This is a genomic window from Shewanella sp. GD04112, assembly GCF_029835735.1.
Taxonomy (GTDB): domain Bacteria; phylum Pseudomonadota; class Gammaproteobacteria; order Enterobacterales; family Shewanellaceae; genus Shewanella.
The window spans coordinates 2,231,007-2,246,944 of record NZ_JAOEAL010000001.1; the positions used below are offsets into that span (position 1 = coordinate 2,231,007).

10 protein-coding genes are annotated in these 15,938 nt (G+C 48.4%); 7 read left to right on the forward strand and 3 right to left on the reverse strand.

The window, feature by feature from the left end; translation table 11 throughout:
• Positions 1–368: 368 nt before the first annotated feature.
• From N7386_RS09955 to N7386_RS09970, 4 genes are all read left to right on the forward strand, one after another.
• A complete protein-coding gene (locus tag N7386_RS09955) occupies positions 369–2,006 on the forward strand; it encodes a glucan biosynthesis protein G (RefSeq protein ID WP_011716889.1) in 1,638 nt (545 codons plus the stop codon).
• 23 nt (positions 2,007–2,029) lie between these two features.
• Complete coding sequence (mdoH, locus tag N7386_RS09960) at positions 2,030–4,213, forward strand: glucans biosynthesis glucosyltransferase MdoH (protein ID WP_011716890.1); 2,184 nt, start codon at positions 2,030–2,032, stop codon at positions 4,211–4,213.
• A 230-nt stretch (positions 4,214–4,443) separates the two neighbouring features.
• Positions 4,444–6,144 carry a L,D-transpeptidase family protein gene (locus tag N7386_RS09965; RefSeq protein ID WP_126513055.1) on the forward strand — a complete coding sequence of 567 codons (1,701 nt, stop codon included), beginning with the start codon at positions 4,444–4,446 and terminating at the stop codon, positions 6,142–6,144.
• Positions 6,145–6,267: 123 nt separating this feature from the next.
• Complete coding sequence (locus N7386_RS09970; protein ID WP_011622603.1) at positions 6,268–6,816, forward strand: DUF882 domain-containing protein; 549 nt, start codon at positions 6,268–6,270, stop codon at positions 6,814–6,816.
• Here N7386_RS09970 and N7386_RS09975 read toward each other — a convergent pair.
• Positions 6,767–7,201 (reverse strand): hypothetical protein, encoded by a 435-nt coding sequence (locus N7386_RS09975; protein ID WP_011716892.1) that lies wholly within the window; start codon positions 7,199–7,201, stop codon positions 6,767–6,769. The two genes, N7386_RS09970 and N7386_RS09975, sit on opposite strands and share 50 nt — an antisense overlap.
• 312 nt (positions 7,202–7,513) lie before the next feature.
• Here N7386_RS09975 and rplY point away from each other — a divergent pair, with 312 nt between their 5' ends.
• On the forward strand, positions 7,514–7,801 hold the full coding sequence (rplY, locus tag N7386_RS09980) for a 50S ribosomal protein L25 (protein WP_011622605.1): 288 nt from the start codon (positions 7,514–7,516) through the stop codon (positions 7,799–7,801).
• Between the two features lie 109 nt (positions 7,802–7,910).
• On the opposite strand, the gene N7386_RS09985 is transcribed toward rplY, so the two are convergent.
• Positions 7,911–12,260: a translocation/assembly module TamB domain-containing protein gene (locus N7386_RS09985; RefSeq protein WP_279768239.1), complete on the reverse strand. Its 4,350-nt coding sequence runs from the start codon at positions 12,258–12,260 to the stop codon at positions 7,911–7,913.
• Positions 12,257–14,113 (reverse strand): autotransporter assembly complex family protein, encoded by a 1,857-nt coding sequence (locus N7386_RS09990; RefSeq protein ID WP_086904890.1) that lies wholly within the window; start codon positions 14,111–14,113, stop codon positions 12,257–12,259. The genes N7386_RS09985 and N7386_RS09990 overlap by 4 nt, the downstream gene beginning before the upstream one ends.
• 120 nt (positions 14,114–14,233) lie before the next feature.
• On the opposite strand from N7386_RS09990, the gene N7386_RS09995 reads away from it, so the two are divergent.
• Complete coding sequence (locus N7386_RS09995; protein ID WP_279768241.1) at positions 14,234–15,265, forward strand: isoaspartyl peptidase/L-asparaginase; 1,032 nt, start codon at positions 14,234–14,236, stop codon at positions 15,263–15,265.
• Between the two features lie 249 nt (positions 15,266–15,514).
• Positions 15,515–15,931, forward strand: a complete 417-nt coding sequence (locus N7386_RS10000; RefSeq protein WP_011716896.1) for a CBS domain-containing protein — start codon at positions 15,515–15,517, stop codon at positions 15,929–15,931.
• Positions 15,932–15,938 lie beyond the last annotated feature (7 nt).

Below are 15,938 nucleotides of genomic sequence, written 5' to 3' on the forward strand. Positions count from 1 at the left end.
GCAGGCATCATCTAAGATTTGTAGTTAGGGCAAATCGCTAAGATGAGTGATACCGCAAATTTGCAAAACAGATTGATTTTGTTTCTATTATGCGAACTTGGCAGCACTTTATTAGCACTTGTAACTTTTAAAGATCAAATTGGTATGTTAATTCGAATTTGATATTCTTTATTGGTATAAGTATATTGCTAAATAGTATCGTGCAAAAGGAGTTAACTGCATCTTTATTTATGAGTTTTTTACTCCTTCTGATATCTTTCGCGATATGTAACAGCCTGTGTTTTTTTTCGTTCAAACAGCGGTAAAAAAATTTCACTGTGCACACAAAAAACGTTGATTTCTTAGTTTATTTTTAGGTTACCTATCCTATGGTTAGCTTGTTGCGTTGCCAATCGTTTAAACCTTCTTCTTCACTCATTTGCTCACTGGCGCTTAGCGCAGCATTTGCGCTGTCGAGCTCGGCATTTGCTGAAGAGACAAAGCCTGCTGAAAACAAACCCGCCACACCTGTGGTGAGTCCACCTAAGGCGACGGCTCAGCCGGCGAACAAAAATCAAGTGAGATTTACTAAAACGGGCACCTTTGATGGCGACTCAGTCGTGAAGTTAGCTCGCAAGTTGGCTTCTAAACCCTATGTGGTACTAAAGGATCCGCTGCCAGCAGGCCTCGCTAAGTTAACCTACGATGAATACCGTGACATTCGCTTTAACCCGATTTCGTCGATTTGGCGCGATCAAGGTTTACCCTTCCAAATGCAAATGTTTCACCGTGGCTTCTATTTCCAAGATTTAATCGAAATTGCCATTGTTGAAGCTAACCAAGCGACTCACTTAGCCTACGAGCCTAAGTATTTCACTGCGGGTGAGGTTATCACTCAAGCGTTGCCAAATGATGACATTGGTTACTCAGGCTTTCGCATTCATAACCAGTTAAACACCAACGGCGTTTATGACGAGTTGATGGTGTTCCAAGGTGCGAGCTATTTCCGTGCCTTAGGTAAAGGTAACTCCTATGGTTTATCTGCCCGTGGTTTAGCCTTGAAAACCGCAGATCCAGAAGGGGAAGAGTTCCCGATTTTCCGCGCATTTTGGGTTGAACGTCCTTCCTACGACAGCAACCTGATCGTGGTTCATGCATTGCTCGATAGCCCAAGTGTAGCGGGTGCGTATCGCTTCTCGGTGCGTCCTGGTGACAACACCCAAATTGACGTTGAAGCGACATTATTCCCTCGCGTCGAACTCAGCAAAGTGGGTCTAGCGCCAAGTACTAGCATGTTCTTACATTCACTCAATGGCCGCCATGATACCGACGACTTTAGACCCGAAGTCCACGATTCAGACGGTTTGTTAATGTTTAACGGCCGCGGTGAGCACCTATGGCGCCCACTGGCTAACCCACGCCAATTACAGGTAAGTGCATTTTCTGACAACTCGCCACAGGGTTTTGGGTTAATTCAACGTGAACGCAATTATGCCTCTTATCAAGATCTCGAAGCCCACTACGAGCGTCGTCCAAGTTTGTGGATTGAACCTGTGGGTAACTGGGGACAAGGTGCGGTCGTTCTGACAGAAATTCCAACAGAATCAGAAATTCATGATAATATCGTGAGCTTCTGGAAGCCGCGTCAGCCTATTCCTGCGGGCAGCGAATATCATTTTGCTTACCGTATGAGCTGGGGCGAGGAGCCAGTGGCGAAAACCAATTCTGTCGTGGTGAGTCGTACAGCCAGTGGTCGTGCCGACATCGCAAAAGCGACCCCAAGACGTTTGTTTGTCGTGGATTATCATCTTAACGGCGCCATGCCCGATGAATTACCGCTCGCGAAGGTTGAGTCTTCCGGTGGGGTGATTTCAAATGTGGTTATTGCGCGTAACGCGGCCAACAATGGTTATCGCCTCGCGTTTGAGTTGGAGCCAGAAGATAAGGAACTTATCGAATTACGTGCCGAACTCAAGTTCTCAACACCGCGTCAGGTTGAAACCTGGCTCTATCGCTGGACGCTTTAAGGTCCATGACGGAGCGACATAATATGACTGTATCCGAGAATTCGGTTCTTGAGACTGAAGTGCTCGTGGGTGGTAGCGCCATGCCTAATGAAAGGCCTGGCGCAATGGAACCCCAAAGCTTAAGCCAAATGCCTGAAGGATTTCCGCGTCGTAGCACCGTTGCCAATGGTGTACGTTCTAAGGTATCCCGTCGATTCTTTGTCGTGGGCGGAGCTCTGGCGCTGTCTGCTTTTGCTATCTACGAAATGGGCGCTGTATTCAGTATCGGAGGGATCACTCCCCTCGAATATCTGATGTTGGCGCTGTTTGCGATTAATTTCTGCTGGATTGCCTTGGCGTTTTGTAGTGGTATCGCAGGCTTCTTCATGTTGCTGAAAAAGCCCAAGCCAAACGAGCTTGAACAGACTGAGCTACATACCCGCACCGCGATTTTGATGCCAACCTATAACGAGTCGCCTGATCGGGTGTTCTCCGCGGTATCAGTGATGGCGGAAGCCTTATCCCAAACGGGGCATGGCCATGCATTCGATTGGTTTATCTTAAGTGATACCACAGATCCTGAAATCGCCCTGTTAGAAGAACAGGCGTTTTTAGTGCTACGCCAAGAAACCCATAAACATTCTCGCGTGTATTACCGCCGCCGTCGTAAGAACGTGGCGCGTAAAGCGGGTAACGTGGCGGATTTCTGCCGCCGATGGGGCTCTCGCTACGATCACTTATTGGTGCTGGACGCTGACAGTTTGATGGAGTCATCGACCATCACTGGCTTAGCACAACGTATGCAGGCCGATCCTGACGCCGGACTTATCCAGACGATTCCATCGCTCATCAATGGCACCACCTTAATGGCGCGTCTGCAGCAGTTTGCGGCGCGTATTTATGGTCCTGTGATTGGTACGGGGCTTGGTTGGTGGGTACAAAAAGAAGGTAACTTCTGGGGCCATAACGCTATTATTCGTACCGAAGCCTTTATGGGCGCAGCAGGTCTACCAAACCTTAAGGGTAAACCGCCATTTGGTGGTCATATCCTAAGCCATGACTTTGTCGAAGCGGCGCTGATTCGCCGTGCGGGCTGGAGTGTGGTCATTGCCTACGACTTACCCGGCTCTTATGAAGAATGTCCGCCATCTATTGTCGATTTAGCCGTGCGCGATCGCCGTTGGTGTCAAGGTAACTTACAGCATTCCCGTATTCTGCCAACTAAAGGTTTGCACTGGGTCAGCCGTTTGCACTTAATGACGGGCATTATGGCGTATCTGTCATCGCCATTCTGGTTGTTATTGATTCTGACTGGTTTGATGCTCGCGTTGCAGGCACACTTTATTCGTCCTGAGTATTTTACCGACCAATTCTCGCTGTTCCCGACATGGCCAATCATGGACTCGGATAGGGCATTAAGATTGTTCTATATCACTATGGGCGTGTTGTTTGGACCTAAGATTTTCGGCGTATTATTGCTGCTAAAAGATGGAAATTTTGCCCGCAGTGTCGGTGGTCGCATCAAGGCGATTTTGAGCGTGATCTTTGAGGTGATCCTCTCTGCGCTAATCGCACCTATCATGATGTTTATCCACTGCGGTGCGGTGATGTCGATTCTGATGGGGCGTGACAGTGGCTGGTCTCCACAGCGCCGTGACGATGGCAGCATGCCTTGGTTAACCCTGATCTATCGCCACCGCTGGCATATGCTGGCGGGCGTGATGTTAGGTTATGCGGCGATTTTGGACTCCTTAACATTGCTTGCGTGGATGAGCCCCGCCTTGATTGGTCTGTGGTTAGCCGTGCCGATTTCGGCGTGGACGGGGTCAATCAAAATTGGTGAGTTCTTTAAACGCATTGGCATTTTGGCCACGCCAGAGGAGCGTAATCCTGCGCCTATCTGTATTCGTGCTCAAGAGGCACGTGCCGCTTATCAGGCGCATATCGAGCAGCCTTGGACATTAGCGCAAGTGTTAAAAGATCCAGCGTTAATGGAACTGCATTTAGCTATGGTTGATAAGCAGCCACTGCGTGCGGCGGGTACACCCATTGAACCGGTTGAAGCTATTGTGCACGTAAAAGTGCATGAAGCGCAGTGCCAACAGAGTGCCTTGGCGTTATTTAACCGTCAGGAGATGGCGCTGGTGCTAGCCAATCCGCTGATGCTGCGAAGCTTGCAAAAGCTGCCAGAGCAGTTTGTGCCAGAAGACTTGGTCTCTTTCTGCTAGGTAACACGTTTTTAGGGTAATAATTCACCTCGCTTAATGGGCTTAATTGTTGTCAAATAATTGAAATGCCACTGACGTCTGTCAGTGGCATTTTTGTTTTATCCCTTTGCTCGCCTGCATTTCGGCAACGGCTTCAGCTATAGTGAACACAGATTACTGGTGAATTGAGTGTCGATGTTTGCACTTGCGGTAATTTTACGGTCAAGAATCTGCTGTGACAGGGGACGTTTATGATGCCTGTGAGTCGATTAACGCTAAATCCTAATACATCCAACCGCAGCTTTAGTTCACTTAAGCGCTGGCCACTCGGTGCATTGTTGATGGGACTTTCGCTTGCAGTCATAGAATCCTATGCCGCCGAACCACTGGTAACAGCACCTTTAAGCGTTGAAGCAGAAAGGGTTGAACAGCCCGCTCTTACGCCCTCCGCTGAAGTCGCTGACCCAGACACTGCAGTTGAGCAAATTCTAGGGCAAACCTTACTCTTGAGTCTTGCCGATGTTAGCCCGGTTTTTAGCGCCAATTATCAACAGTTGATCCAGTGGCAACATAGGGCGCTGAATAACGAGGAGCAATTGAAGCTTCGCCAAATGCAGCTGCAATTGGATAACTATTGGCAGTATCTTGATGCCCAAGCTGAATGCACTGCGCCATGCCTATCGGCAGCACTGATCCCTAAGGATACGTATTTTCGCGCTGTGGTCCTCAAGTTGAAGCAATTGATGGCGTTAGCGGAATCCTCTTCGTGGGAGACACTCATCCTTGAAGATAAGCTCAGTCCAGGGCAAGAGAGCCCGCTCATTGCGCCGATTGCACAGCGCCTTTTCCTATTAGGTTTTCTAGCAGAGATGCCTAGCACGGCTTCCGAGTCTGTAGCCGATGAAGCAGCTTTGCCAGTATCTGAACTAGGATCTAAGCCAGTCATTAAGTCAGACATTGATCCAAACATTGAGTCAGACCGAATTTCACCAAACGCAACAACTTATGCTGGAACGGTTGCACGGACTGAGCAGGCTGCAACTGATAACAATTCCATGCCTTATGATGATGAACTGGTTCGCGCGATCAAAAACTTTCAAACCCAGCATGGCTTACAGGCGGATGGGGTGATAGGTAAACAAACCCTGTATTGGCTTAATCAATCTCCCTATGCTCGGGCAAAGCTGCTGGCGAAAAATACCCTTAGGCAGCAGCTTTTTACTCGCACCTTACCTGCAAGCTATCTGGTGATAAACATCCCTGCATTTGAGCTGCAATTCGTCGAAGCGGGGAAGGTGATCCTTAATTCAAAAGTGATAGTAGGCAAAGCATCGCGGCCAACACCGCTGCTAAGTAGTCATATCTCCAGCGTGGTGCTCAATCCACCGTGGCGCGTACCGCGCACCATAGTGCGGCGCGATATCATGCCCCATATACGCCAAGATGGTCATTACCTGCAGGACCGCGGGTTTGATGTTTACGACTATGACGGCGCGCGAGTCGAACATTCGCCGCAGGAGTGGCAAGAGTTAGCGTCCAGCCATTTTCCCTATCGTTTAGTGCAACGCCCCGGGGCGAAAAACGCCTTAGGTCGATATAAATTTCATTTCGACAACAGTTTTAGTGTGTATTTGCACGGAACTTCTGAGCCAAGTCTCTTTAAAAAGACCGATAGGGCCTTATCATCGGGTTGCATTCGGGTTGAAAAGGTCGAGGAGCTGGCCCGCTGGTTTCAAACTCACTTAGTTAAAGATACGCGCCTTTGGGACAAATTAACGCCTAATACCACTCAATCCCAATGGTTTGCGCTGTCAGATACCATGCCTGTCTACACGGTTTATTGGACAGCATGGCTTGATGATGCTGGGCAAATTCAATATCGCAATGATATTTATCACTTAGAAGTTGAGTTTACCCAGGCGGTGCCTGCAGCAATTTTTTACATTCTATAACGACCTGAACTTTTAAGAGATTTTGAAATCTGAAATCTTGTGAGCCAGTCAAGGCTTGATCTGAATGGCGATTCAGTATAATTTGCGGTTTTAGTGTCCAAAAAACGAACAAAAGGTGATGATGTGACGTTACTTTGTCCTGCCCGTAGGCAGTTGTTGTTAGGCCTCAGTGGTGTGGCATTGTGTTCTTTAATTCCTTCTAAAGCGTTTGCAAGTCGGTCGACCAAAGGGGTTCGCGATCTCAGCCTCTACAATCGCCACACGGGCGAGCATAACAATGGCAGTTATTGGATTGACGGCCATTACCAGAGCGAAGTGTTGAATGATTTTAGTCACTTGCTGCGGGATCATCGCCAGAATGTGGCGGCGCCCATGGATAAACGCTTATTCGATCTGCTTTACACCCTCAAGAGCACCCTCAATACGGAGAATGAGATCCATGTGATTTCTGGTTATCGTTCGCCCAAGACTAACGCCATGTTGGCGGGTAAGAGCAGTGGGGTGGCAAAGAAAAGTTATCACATGCAAGGCATGGCAATGGACATCGCTATCCCGGGTGTGAACCTAAAGACCCTTCGTGATGCGGCGTTATCGCTTAAATTAGGAGGAGTGGGTTATTACCCTAAGTCAGGTTTTGTGCATGTTGACTGTGGCCCAGTCCGCCACTGGTAGTCTTATCGTTTTGCACTGAGAGCTGCTGATAAAACTGCAGCTCGAGTGCTTGAATATCCTGCAAATAATGTTTTAACAGCGGCAAAAAGAGTTGCCCAAGCTTGTTCATTTCCCGGTGTTGTTGCCAGTCGTTCACATGCTGATTGAGGCACTGTGAAAACTTAAATTGCCTGAGTCGTTGGCCTTCAACCGCGGATGATTCACAAAGCTGCATCAACATCAGTAAGCTACGATTTTTTTGTTGAGTGCAGGCGAGCAGTTCTAACAGTTTCAATTCGATCGTGGTCTGCTGATAGGGTACAGTTTCGATAAGTGAGACGAGTTCACGGGCTAATTGGCATGAAAGACGATTTTCTTGTTGCAATAAATACAGCTCGTGACGCATGTTTGACAAGACTAAAGTGACAAAATTTGCCCGAGCTTAGCAGGCATCGACTGGCTTAAGTGTGATCAAGATCGCGGGTTTTTTGATTCAGATCAAAGCCGCTTCGGCTATTTAACAGGCTACAAACAAGTTTTCCAATTCAATAAATACTCTTTGTGATTTATAACGATAGCCGCTCGGTATCATTCAGGTTTAAGAGTGGGGCTGTTCTTGTACCTGCTGAGTAACTGTGTTAGTATGCGCGCGCTTTATATGAGTCACCATTGGTCGAAAATGGTGACGGTTTTTACTCTAAATTTAAGTGAGAAACACATGTCTTACACTATCCAAGCACAAACCCGCACTGAAATAGGGAAAGGTTCGAGCCGCCGCCTACGTCATGCAGGTAAAGTTCCTGCTGTTATCTACGGCGCAGGCAAAGAGCCAGTTTCTATTGTTTTTGATCACAAAGACATCATCAACATTCAAACTAACGAAGACTTCTACACTTCTGTTGTGACTATCGTTTTAGATGGCAAAGAAGTAGGTGTTCGTGCACAAGCTATGCAACGTCACGCGTTCAAGCCAATGATCGAGCACGTTGACTTCGTTTACGCTTAATCGCGTGATTGAAGCAAAAAAGCGCCTATAGGGCGCTTTTTTTGTGGCTGTTTTTTAACGAACAAGAACATAAAATTATCCCCGCGCAACCTAACTACGCGGGGGAGCATCACTTGATATTGAAGTTGTAATAGATATCGAGGGATTGGCCTAAGGTACCTGATACCGTTTCCAGATAGAGTTGCGATAACAGGTAGTATCTGACCGTCATCTCATAGCCTGGGTTAAATACCCCAACACCATATTTCACCATCAGGTTATCACCGATAAAGCCACTGATCGCCACGCGGCCCTCATCGTTGGTGTCCAGTTGTACGTTAGAGAAGCCAAACTCTTCAATAATCCCAGTGGCGGTACTGCCAATGTTATTGATGGCGCCACCGCCGCCGACCTGTGAACCTAAGCCCAGCGCCGCTCCCATCATCAACGAATTGTTCTGCTCGTTATTGCTGCTGTTAAAGCCGCTGCCTTTGATAATGTAAGACAGGATCTCTGCTTGCTCCTTAGCAGGGTTAGAGAACAGGGTTACCACTGGGCGGGCGGGCGTGCCCGTGACACGGACACCCGCGACTAGATCTTCACTCTTAATTTCACGAATAGCTTCGATATTTAAGTTAGGCACGGATGTCGGGCCGACAAACTGCACTTCACCGGTACGGATTTTCAGGGTTTGTCCCATAAACTTATAGCTGCCTTGTTTGACTTTAATATCGCCAAATAGCAGTGGTGGGCGGAACGCCTGTTGCTGCAGTTTTAAGGTTCCTTGCAGTTTACCTTTAAGGCCCATGCCATCGACTTTTAAGTCGTTACCGACATTAATGTTTAGATCCGCCACAATGGCATAGGGGCTAGCTTTAGGTTGCGCCGCGGCAATCGAGTCATCGAAGACCACATCTTCCGACAGGGCAACACCGCCTTCAGCGAGTTGGACTATCTTGATATTACCCGAAGGCACATCGACAACCCCTTTAACTTCGAGCTGTTGACTGCTAAAGGCGATGGTGAGATCGGGCGAGACATCAAGTAGCGTAAGTGGCGGTTGGATCACGGCTAATTTGTCGCCCTTAATTGCAAGCTCGCCACTGAATTGGCCCTGAGGCCAGCGCATATCACCCGTAACACGCCCCAAACCATTGCCCATCATCCAGCGGCCTTTGAGGGATGCCTGTTGACCGCCCAAGTCCATCGACATGTCGATTTTATTGATAAGCGTAGGGTTGGCCGTCAATGCGAGGGCGCCTTGGGTTAAGGACACATTGCCCGACACTTCTGGCGCATCCAAGGTGCCAGCAAAGTTTAATCTGCTGGTGAGCAAGCCTTCGAGAGTATTGAGCTGCGGGAAAAACTCACCTAAAGGTTGCAGGTTAATTTGCTTGATATTGGCGTAACCCGACAAGGTTCTGTCCGGCGTTACGTTGACCGTGACCTCACTCTGCCAACTGGCGACATCTTCCGATTCAAAGCTAATTGACGAGAGGAGTCGTTTAGCGTCTAAGTTAGCTTTGAAATCAAGTTGTTGATAATTAATGGTGACTTCACGGTTTTTGGCTCGTTTAAGCTTGATGCTACCGGGAGTAAAATTAAAGTCGACATTGGCCGTGGGTTTACGTCCCGCCGCCCAAGCAAAATTTGCCAACAGTGAAGAACTGCCATCCCACTGCATATTGTTGGGTAATACAGGCACTAATAGCTTGCCTAGATTGCCCGCATAACTGAGCTGAGCCTCGCCAGTTTTGCCAATAGTCACTTGATTATCGAGGCAAACCTTACTGTTGGGATTCACTAGACAGAAGGGGCTGATATTGCCTTTGGACTTATTTTGATCCCAGCCGACAAGAATATCCTTATCTATCTCCCAACGTCCGACGGGGGTTGCCAAGTTGATTTTATTCACCTGCGCCTGCAGTTGGGATTTTTTCATATCGTATTGGCTAGTGACGCCAAGCTCGAGCCCAAGATCCCCTGTGGCGCTGAGAGTCAATTTTTGGTTTTGAATATCGCCTTTACTGCCCAAGGTCACGGTATCTAAACTCTGTGAGCCAAGTTGCAGTGCCTTTGACTTGAGTGATAGGGCAAACTCATGGGCATCCAAAGGCTTATAGTAAGCCTTGAGTGTTGACTCCCTGAGCTTAATATTTTGATGCACCAGATCGACCAGTTGCGCGGTTAACTCGACTTGTGGATGTTTCTCTTCCCCAGTGACATTGATATCGGCCTGCAATTGACCACTGGCCTGGGGCAACCATAAACCGAAATCGGGGACTTGCAGTTTACCCTCAAGGTTCCAGGTTTTGTTGGTTTCGCCCGCTAAGGTTAAGGTGGAACCCAATACCTTGGCATTGACACCTTTGGCGCTGATATACAGTTTATCGTTGATGCTGACATCGGCTGTGATATCAAACGGATAACCCTGCATTGTGCCTGACAGTTGGGTGTCCGTTAGAGCCACTTGCCACTGTTTATCTAACAGGCGCCCGGTGGTCTGCAATTGGCCCGAGATTAAACTGTTTGGCAAGCTGCTCGTTGCACTTGCACTTGCACTTGCACTTGCACTTGTAGTTGTAGTTGCTTTTGCATTTGTAGTTGCAGCTGCAGTTGTTGTCGCAGGAGCGGGAGCATTTGTTATTGCTGGCGCTGGCTTATCGGTATTTGTGCTCGGTGCTTTAGCGTCCTTTGTAGGTGTTGATTCTGGAGTCTGTGCAGTTTCCGGCAGTGTGATTTCCTGTAATTTCAGATTATCGAGCAATACCTTGGCTTTCCAAGTGATCGCCTTAGCGTAATCTAGCTCACCAGTCACATCGACCGAACCTAGTTCGCCCTTCGCAGTAAACTGCTTAATATCGAGCTTTGCACCCTGATGATGAAGCTCACTGCTAATGGCTAACACTTTATGGAAAGGTGTGATGACATTTCCATTGAGCGTCGCGGCCTGTTGAGTGAGGGAGCCTTGGCTGTCGAGATTGAGGTCGCTCACAAGATACTCGGCATGTTGCAGCGGCCACTGTGCGCGGACTTTTTCCAGTTTCACCTTGTAGGGCAGCGTGGGATCTTTGAGGGTCAATTGTCCATTGAGACTAAAATCCACATCCCCTTTGGCAAGGGCGTGGATCCCCAGTTGTCCGACGCTTTGGCTAAGGGTTAGGCTTAATTGTTGATGGGTCAGTTCTGGCAACTCGGCAACCTGAGTGACATTGGCCTGAACCTCAAGCGCGAGCGGATAGTCCTGTTCGAGGGCGAGTTGACCCACCACAGACACTTCGCCATAACTATGGGCAAGCAGCAGTTTTTCTAGAGTTAACTGATACTTGGCAAATTGACCTTGAAGCTCAATATGACTAAATAGATCTTCGCGCGGACCAATCTGTAAACGGCTGTTGTCTAAACTGAGGTGCTTGACATCCACCGGGAAAGGCATAAAAACCTGTGGTAAATGGGCAAGTGCCCATTCCTCTGTAGATGCTTGCTTATCGGCGTTTTCATCCGTTTGTTTATCTGCTTGAGGATTTGCGGCAGTTTCCGTAGAAGGTTTCTTTTCGACAATTGGCTTGTCCGCTGAAGCTTTAGCACTTGCAGTCGCCACTGTGGTTGTTGATTTTTCGGTCTCAGGCTGAGTTGTCGCCGCTGCGGTCGTGGTTTTTGCCGCTGCAGTTGCAGCTGTCTCGGCTGCCTTGGTGTCAGTGACTTGTGTGCCTGTGATTTGAGTGTCAGTGGCTTGAGTACCTGTAGCTTGAGTGCCTGCGCCTTGAGGATCTGTGTCTGGCGCAGGACTGTCGTCGGTTGGAATTAACACGGCCAAGCCTTCACTGCTAAGCTGCTCGACCGTCAGTCCTTCGGCAAACCAAGTTGCAGCGGTCTGAATATGATTTGCCGAAAAGCGCATCTTATCGACCGCAATATTGATGTTGTTCAGTTCGGCGCTGTCGAGCTTTATGCCAAAGGGCAGAACCAGTTCACTCGGCTGATCATTTTCGGGGGTAACGTCTGCTTCAGTGGAACCTGAGCTTAAGGCCTCGGTATCGATATTGACATCGATTTGGCTCGCCGTTAAGGCATTCACGCACAGCTGCTTTTGTAGCAGACAAGTGGGTTGCCATGCCAAATGTAAATCCTTGAGCTCGACCTTAATCCCATCCATCGACCAACTGGCGTGGGCTAAGGTGAGATCTTTATTTAACGAGCCAGAGGTGTAGGTGAGCGCCAGATCGGGCACAAACTTATCGGCTAAACCCACCGTTATCCGCGAGCCAATTTCAGTCCCGAGCAGTAATGCCGTTAACACCAAAAGACTTAAGGGAACGTAAACAATAATCCGCGTGCAGAGTTTAAATATTTGCCAAATGCGCAGCTTAAGTGTTTTGGGCTGCACGCACGTTGGATTTTGTTCCAAAGACAATTGCTCAGGGGTTTGATTCTCTTGTTGAGCTGTTGCATTAGGCTCATGAATAGGGGGCTTGCTCATAGCTCTGTCCCCATGGTTAAGTGAATGCGCCATGAACGGTCAATGGTGTCTGTCTCTTTCAAACCAACCCCTAAATCTAACTTAATTGGGCCAATGGGGGAGATCCAATGGATACCACCACCCACTGAGACTACGGGTTCAAACTGATTGTTATCAAAGGCGTTACCCGCATCCACAAAGGTAGCAACACGCCAAGTTGGGGTGACGTAATATTGATATTCCAAACTGCCGACCATGAGATAACGACCACCGATAACTTCACGATTGACTTTGCCATCGGCATCGATGTAATCGAGATAAGGCCCAAGTTCTTGATAGCCATAACCACGTATGGTTTGGTCGCCACCGGCAAAATAGCGCAGTGATGGTGGGATAAAGGCCAGCTCATTTTCATTGGCTAGGTTGGCGGCGAGATCCATACGCGCCACGATTCTGTGGTTATCAAAAAAGGTGTCAATCCACTTAAACTTGGCCTGTAAGCGGGCAAGGCGTGTCTCGGAGCCAAGATAAGGATCGGCATAATCTAGGCTATACATTTGCCTGAAACCAGACTTGGGATCGAGTGAGTTATCCCCACGGGTCGTTTTAGAAAAGTTGATTCCCGCCAGATAAAAACTGGGGCTGTAATCGGTATCGGACTGAGTATATTCCTCGCGAATCGCATCGAGGGAATAGGTCATCAGCCATTGATTATCTAAGCGTTGCTGCCTGAGTAGCCCGAGCAAATACTTAGTCGACTCCAATTGGCCTGTGTTACGAAAATCGCGGTTCTCGGGCTCGTAAATCTGGGTTACTCCGTATTTATCCCGCAGCAAGCCTAGGCGAATTTTCAGTTGATCGTCTAAGGGATGAGTCAGCGGAATCGTATAAGTGGTTAAAAACTTAGGCCTGTCAGGCGACCACTCTAAACTGGTCTCCTGGGAGTGACCGTATTTATTGATTTGTGGCGTACGCCAAGTGACCCGCACCCTAGGGTCGAAGGTTTTATCGGCGCTTTGGCCTATATCGCCACCGAGACCTAATTCTATCGAGTGGCTGGCCTTATTGGTAAGCTCCACCTTGACGGGCAACTGGTTATCCTTTGCCTGATCGATCTGCGGTATGACCTTGATATTGGCGAAATAGCCCGTATCCAGCAACTGGCGGTTTAGGGCGCTGACCCGACGGGTCGAATAGGCGGCATCTTCCTTGAAGGGGATAAGCTTAGTGAGAATATCCGGCTCTAAGGTATGGCCCTCAAAGCTCACTTGTCCAAAATGGTAACGTGCGCCTGAGTTAAAATGCAGGCTAATTTGCGCCGTGTTTAAATCGCGGTTGATTTTGATTTGCGACTCGGTGAATTCGCCATCGAAATACCCCCTCGCGAGGGCAAGCGTCACCAGTTGGGATTTCACATCGGAATACACTCCATGGTTGAGTGTATCCCCAGGCTTGATATTCACCTCCGCAAGCCACTTATCGAAGGCGCGATCGTCGAGCATCTCGCCGGAGAAATTAATATCAACCCATTGGATCTTTACCGGTTCACCCGCTTTGACCGTGAGCTTTAATTCCCACGGGCCTTTTTCTTTTTCGACTAACTGTTCTTCCACTTCACCATGGTAATAGCCCATGGACTCGAGGGCGGTGGAGACATTGTCTTCCACGTTAAATAAGAAGGCTCGGCGCTGCACTTCGGAGTCGGGCATAGCACCTAAGTGGGCGAGAATATTACGCTTTAGGGCTTCGTCGACCCCGTTCACTGAAAGCGTTAACAAGTTATCGGCGGCCATCGCCCCCGATGTCACTAAACTCAGGCCAAGTAGCAAATGAAGACGAAAAGATAATGACGTTATTTGCAAGTATCGCTGCACTTTATAATCCCTGTGATGTGAGTTCATTGTCGCCAGAATAGGCGCAACAGGCAAGGAGATGATTGAAATTAGTCATTGAAATGGTTACAAAGGACGTTACTGTTTAAGGGGATGTAAATAATGAAAATAAAATTAGCGACCTTTAGTTTAATTCTCTCGAGTGCACTTTTTATGTCAGAAAATACCCAAGCGAATGAAAAACCTTTTGCCATTGCGATCCACGGTGGCGCTGGCACGATTTCTAAGGCCAACCTCACGCCAGAGCTGCGTCAGGCCTATAAAGACAAGCTCAAAGAAGCCGTCGACAAAGGCTCAAAAGTGCTTGAGCAGGGCGGTGATAGCTTAGTCGCGGTGCAAACCGCTATCAATGTATTAGAAAACAGCCCGCTGTTTAACGCCGGTGTCGGTTCGGTTTACACCTATGATGGCGGCCACGAGTTAGATGCGTCGATTATGGATGGTAAAACCATGAATGCGGGCGCCGTAGCGGGTGTGCGCCATATCGCTAATCCCATCGATTTGGCCTTAGCCGTAATGAATAAGTCAGAGCATGTCATGCTGTCGGGCGCAGGCGCCGAGGAGTTTGCCTTAACCCAAGGTTTTAAACTGGTACCTAATAGCCATTTCGATAGCGATGCCCGTTATCAACAATTACTCGATGCCAGACAAAAACTGCAGGCGGCTGAAAAATCAGATCAAATTGCGGGTATTGAGATGAAAGATCTCGATTATAAATTTGGTACCGTTGGAGCTGTCGCCTTAGATAAAAACGGCAACTTAGCGGCGGGTACTTCTACTGGTGGTATGACGGCCAAGCGTTTTGGTCGCATTGGAGACTCGCCCGTGATTGGGGCTGGCACCTATGCCGAAAACGGCGTTTGCGCTGTGTCGGCCACGGGCCACGGTGAGTTTTTTATTCGCTACCAAGTGGCGGGCGATATCTGCGCTAAGGTGAAATACCAGCAAAAATCCATTATTCAAGCGGCAGATGAAGTGATTAATCAACGCCTTATCACCGCTGGTGGCTCTGGAGGTGTGATAGCTGTCGACCACAGGGGCAATATTGCCACGCCATTTAACACCGAAGGCATGTACCGCGCTACCCGTAGTAATGGCGAGCCTGCCCAAGTGATGATTTGGCAGGACCAATAAGGTTACAGCCTATTGCCTTAGCGCGCTTAACATGCGCTAAGGCAATATCTCTAAGCCATCCTTTTCAAAATGGCGTTTGTAGGCCCAGTGTTACCCCTCTAAATCACCGCTTTTATCCGCCCAATTTCCTTTCCGCTGAGTAAATAGATAACTCCAATCGATATTAATCGCTTACCACTTGCGAGATTTTGACTAGACTCAAAGCGTAAGCCGAGTTGAGTTGGTAAAGGATAGATTGGGGAGATTGCTATGGATTCAATAAAAATACGCGACCATATGGATCGTCAACCCGTATTGCTACGCGCCAATATGTCGCTGGCCACTGCGGTTGAAAAACTGTTAGACAATAACAAGATGGGTGCTGCTGTCGTGGATGATAACGGCGATTTAGTGGGCTTTTTATCCCAGCAAGATTGTTTAGCCGTGATGCTAAAGAGCAGTTATCACTGTGATATGACCTCAGTGGTAAAAGATTGCATGCGCACCGAAGTCTTGTATGTCGGTCCCGATGACAGCATTTTGCAATTAGCAGAGCAAATGCTTGGCTCTAAACCTAAGATTTATCCCGTGGTCGAGCAGGGTAAAGTCGTCGGCACCATTAACCGCACGAATGTGCTGCGCGCCATGAATGTGTATATGCAGCAATGTTACTTAGCACCCGCCTAAGCGCTAA

What these genes read in the sequence shown, in the direction of transcription:
- rplY (WP_011622605.1), top strand. Translation starts at nt 7,514, where the DNA reads ATGTCTTACACTATCCAAGCACAAACCCGCACTGAAATAGGGAAAGGT.
- N7386_RS09975 (WP_011716892.1), bottom strand. Translation starts at nt 7,201, where the DNA reads ATGCGTCACGAGCTGTATTTATTGCAACAAGAAAATCGTCTTTCATGC.
- N7386_RS09965 (WP_126513055.1), top strand. Translation starts at nt 4,444, where the DNA reads ATGATGCCTGTGAGTCGATTAACGCTAAATCCTAATACATCCAACCGC.
- N7386_RS09955 (WP_011716889.1), top strand. Translation starts at nt 369, where the DNA reads ATGGTTAGCTTGTTGCGTTGCCAATCGTTTAAACCTTCTTCTTCACTC.
- mdoH (WP_011716890.1), top strand. Translation starts at nt 2,030, where the DNA reads ATGACTGTATCCGAGAATTCGGTTCTTGAGACTGAAGTGCTCGTGGGT.
- N7386_RS09985 (WP_279768239.1), bottom strand. Translation starts at nt 12,260, where the DNA reads ATGAGCAAGCCCCCTATTCATGAGCCTAATGCAACAGCTCAACAAGAG.
- N7386_RS10000 (WP_011716896.1), top strand. Translation starts at nt 15,515, where the DNA reads ATGGATTCAATAAAAATACGCGACCATATGGATCGTCAACCCGTATTG.
- N7386_RS09995 (WP_279768241.1), top strand. Translation starts at nt 14,234, where the DNA reads ATGAAAATAAAATTAGCGACCTTTAGTTTAATTCTCTCGAGTGCACTT.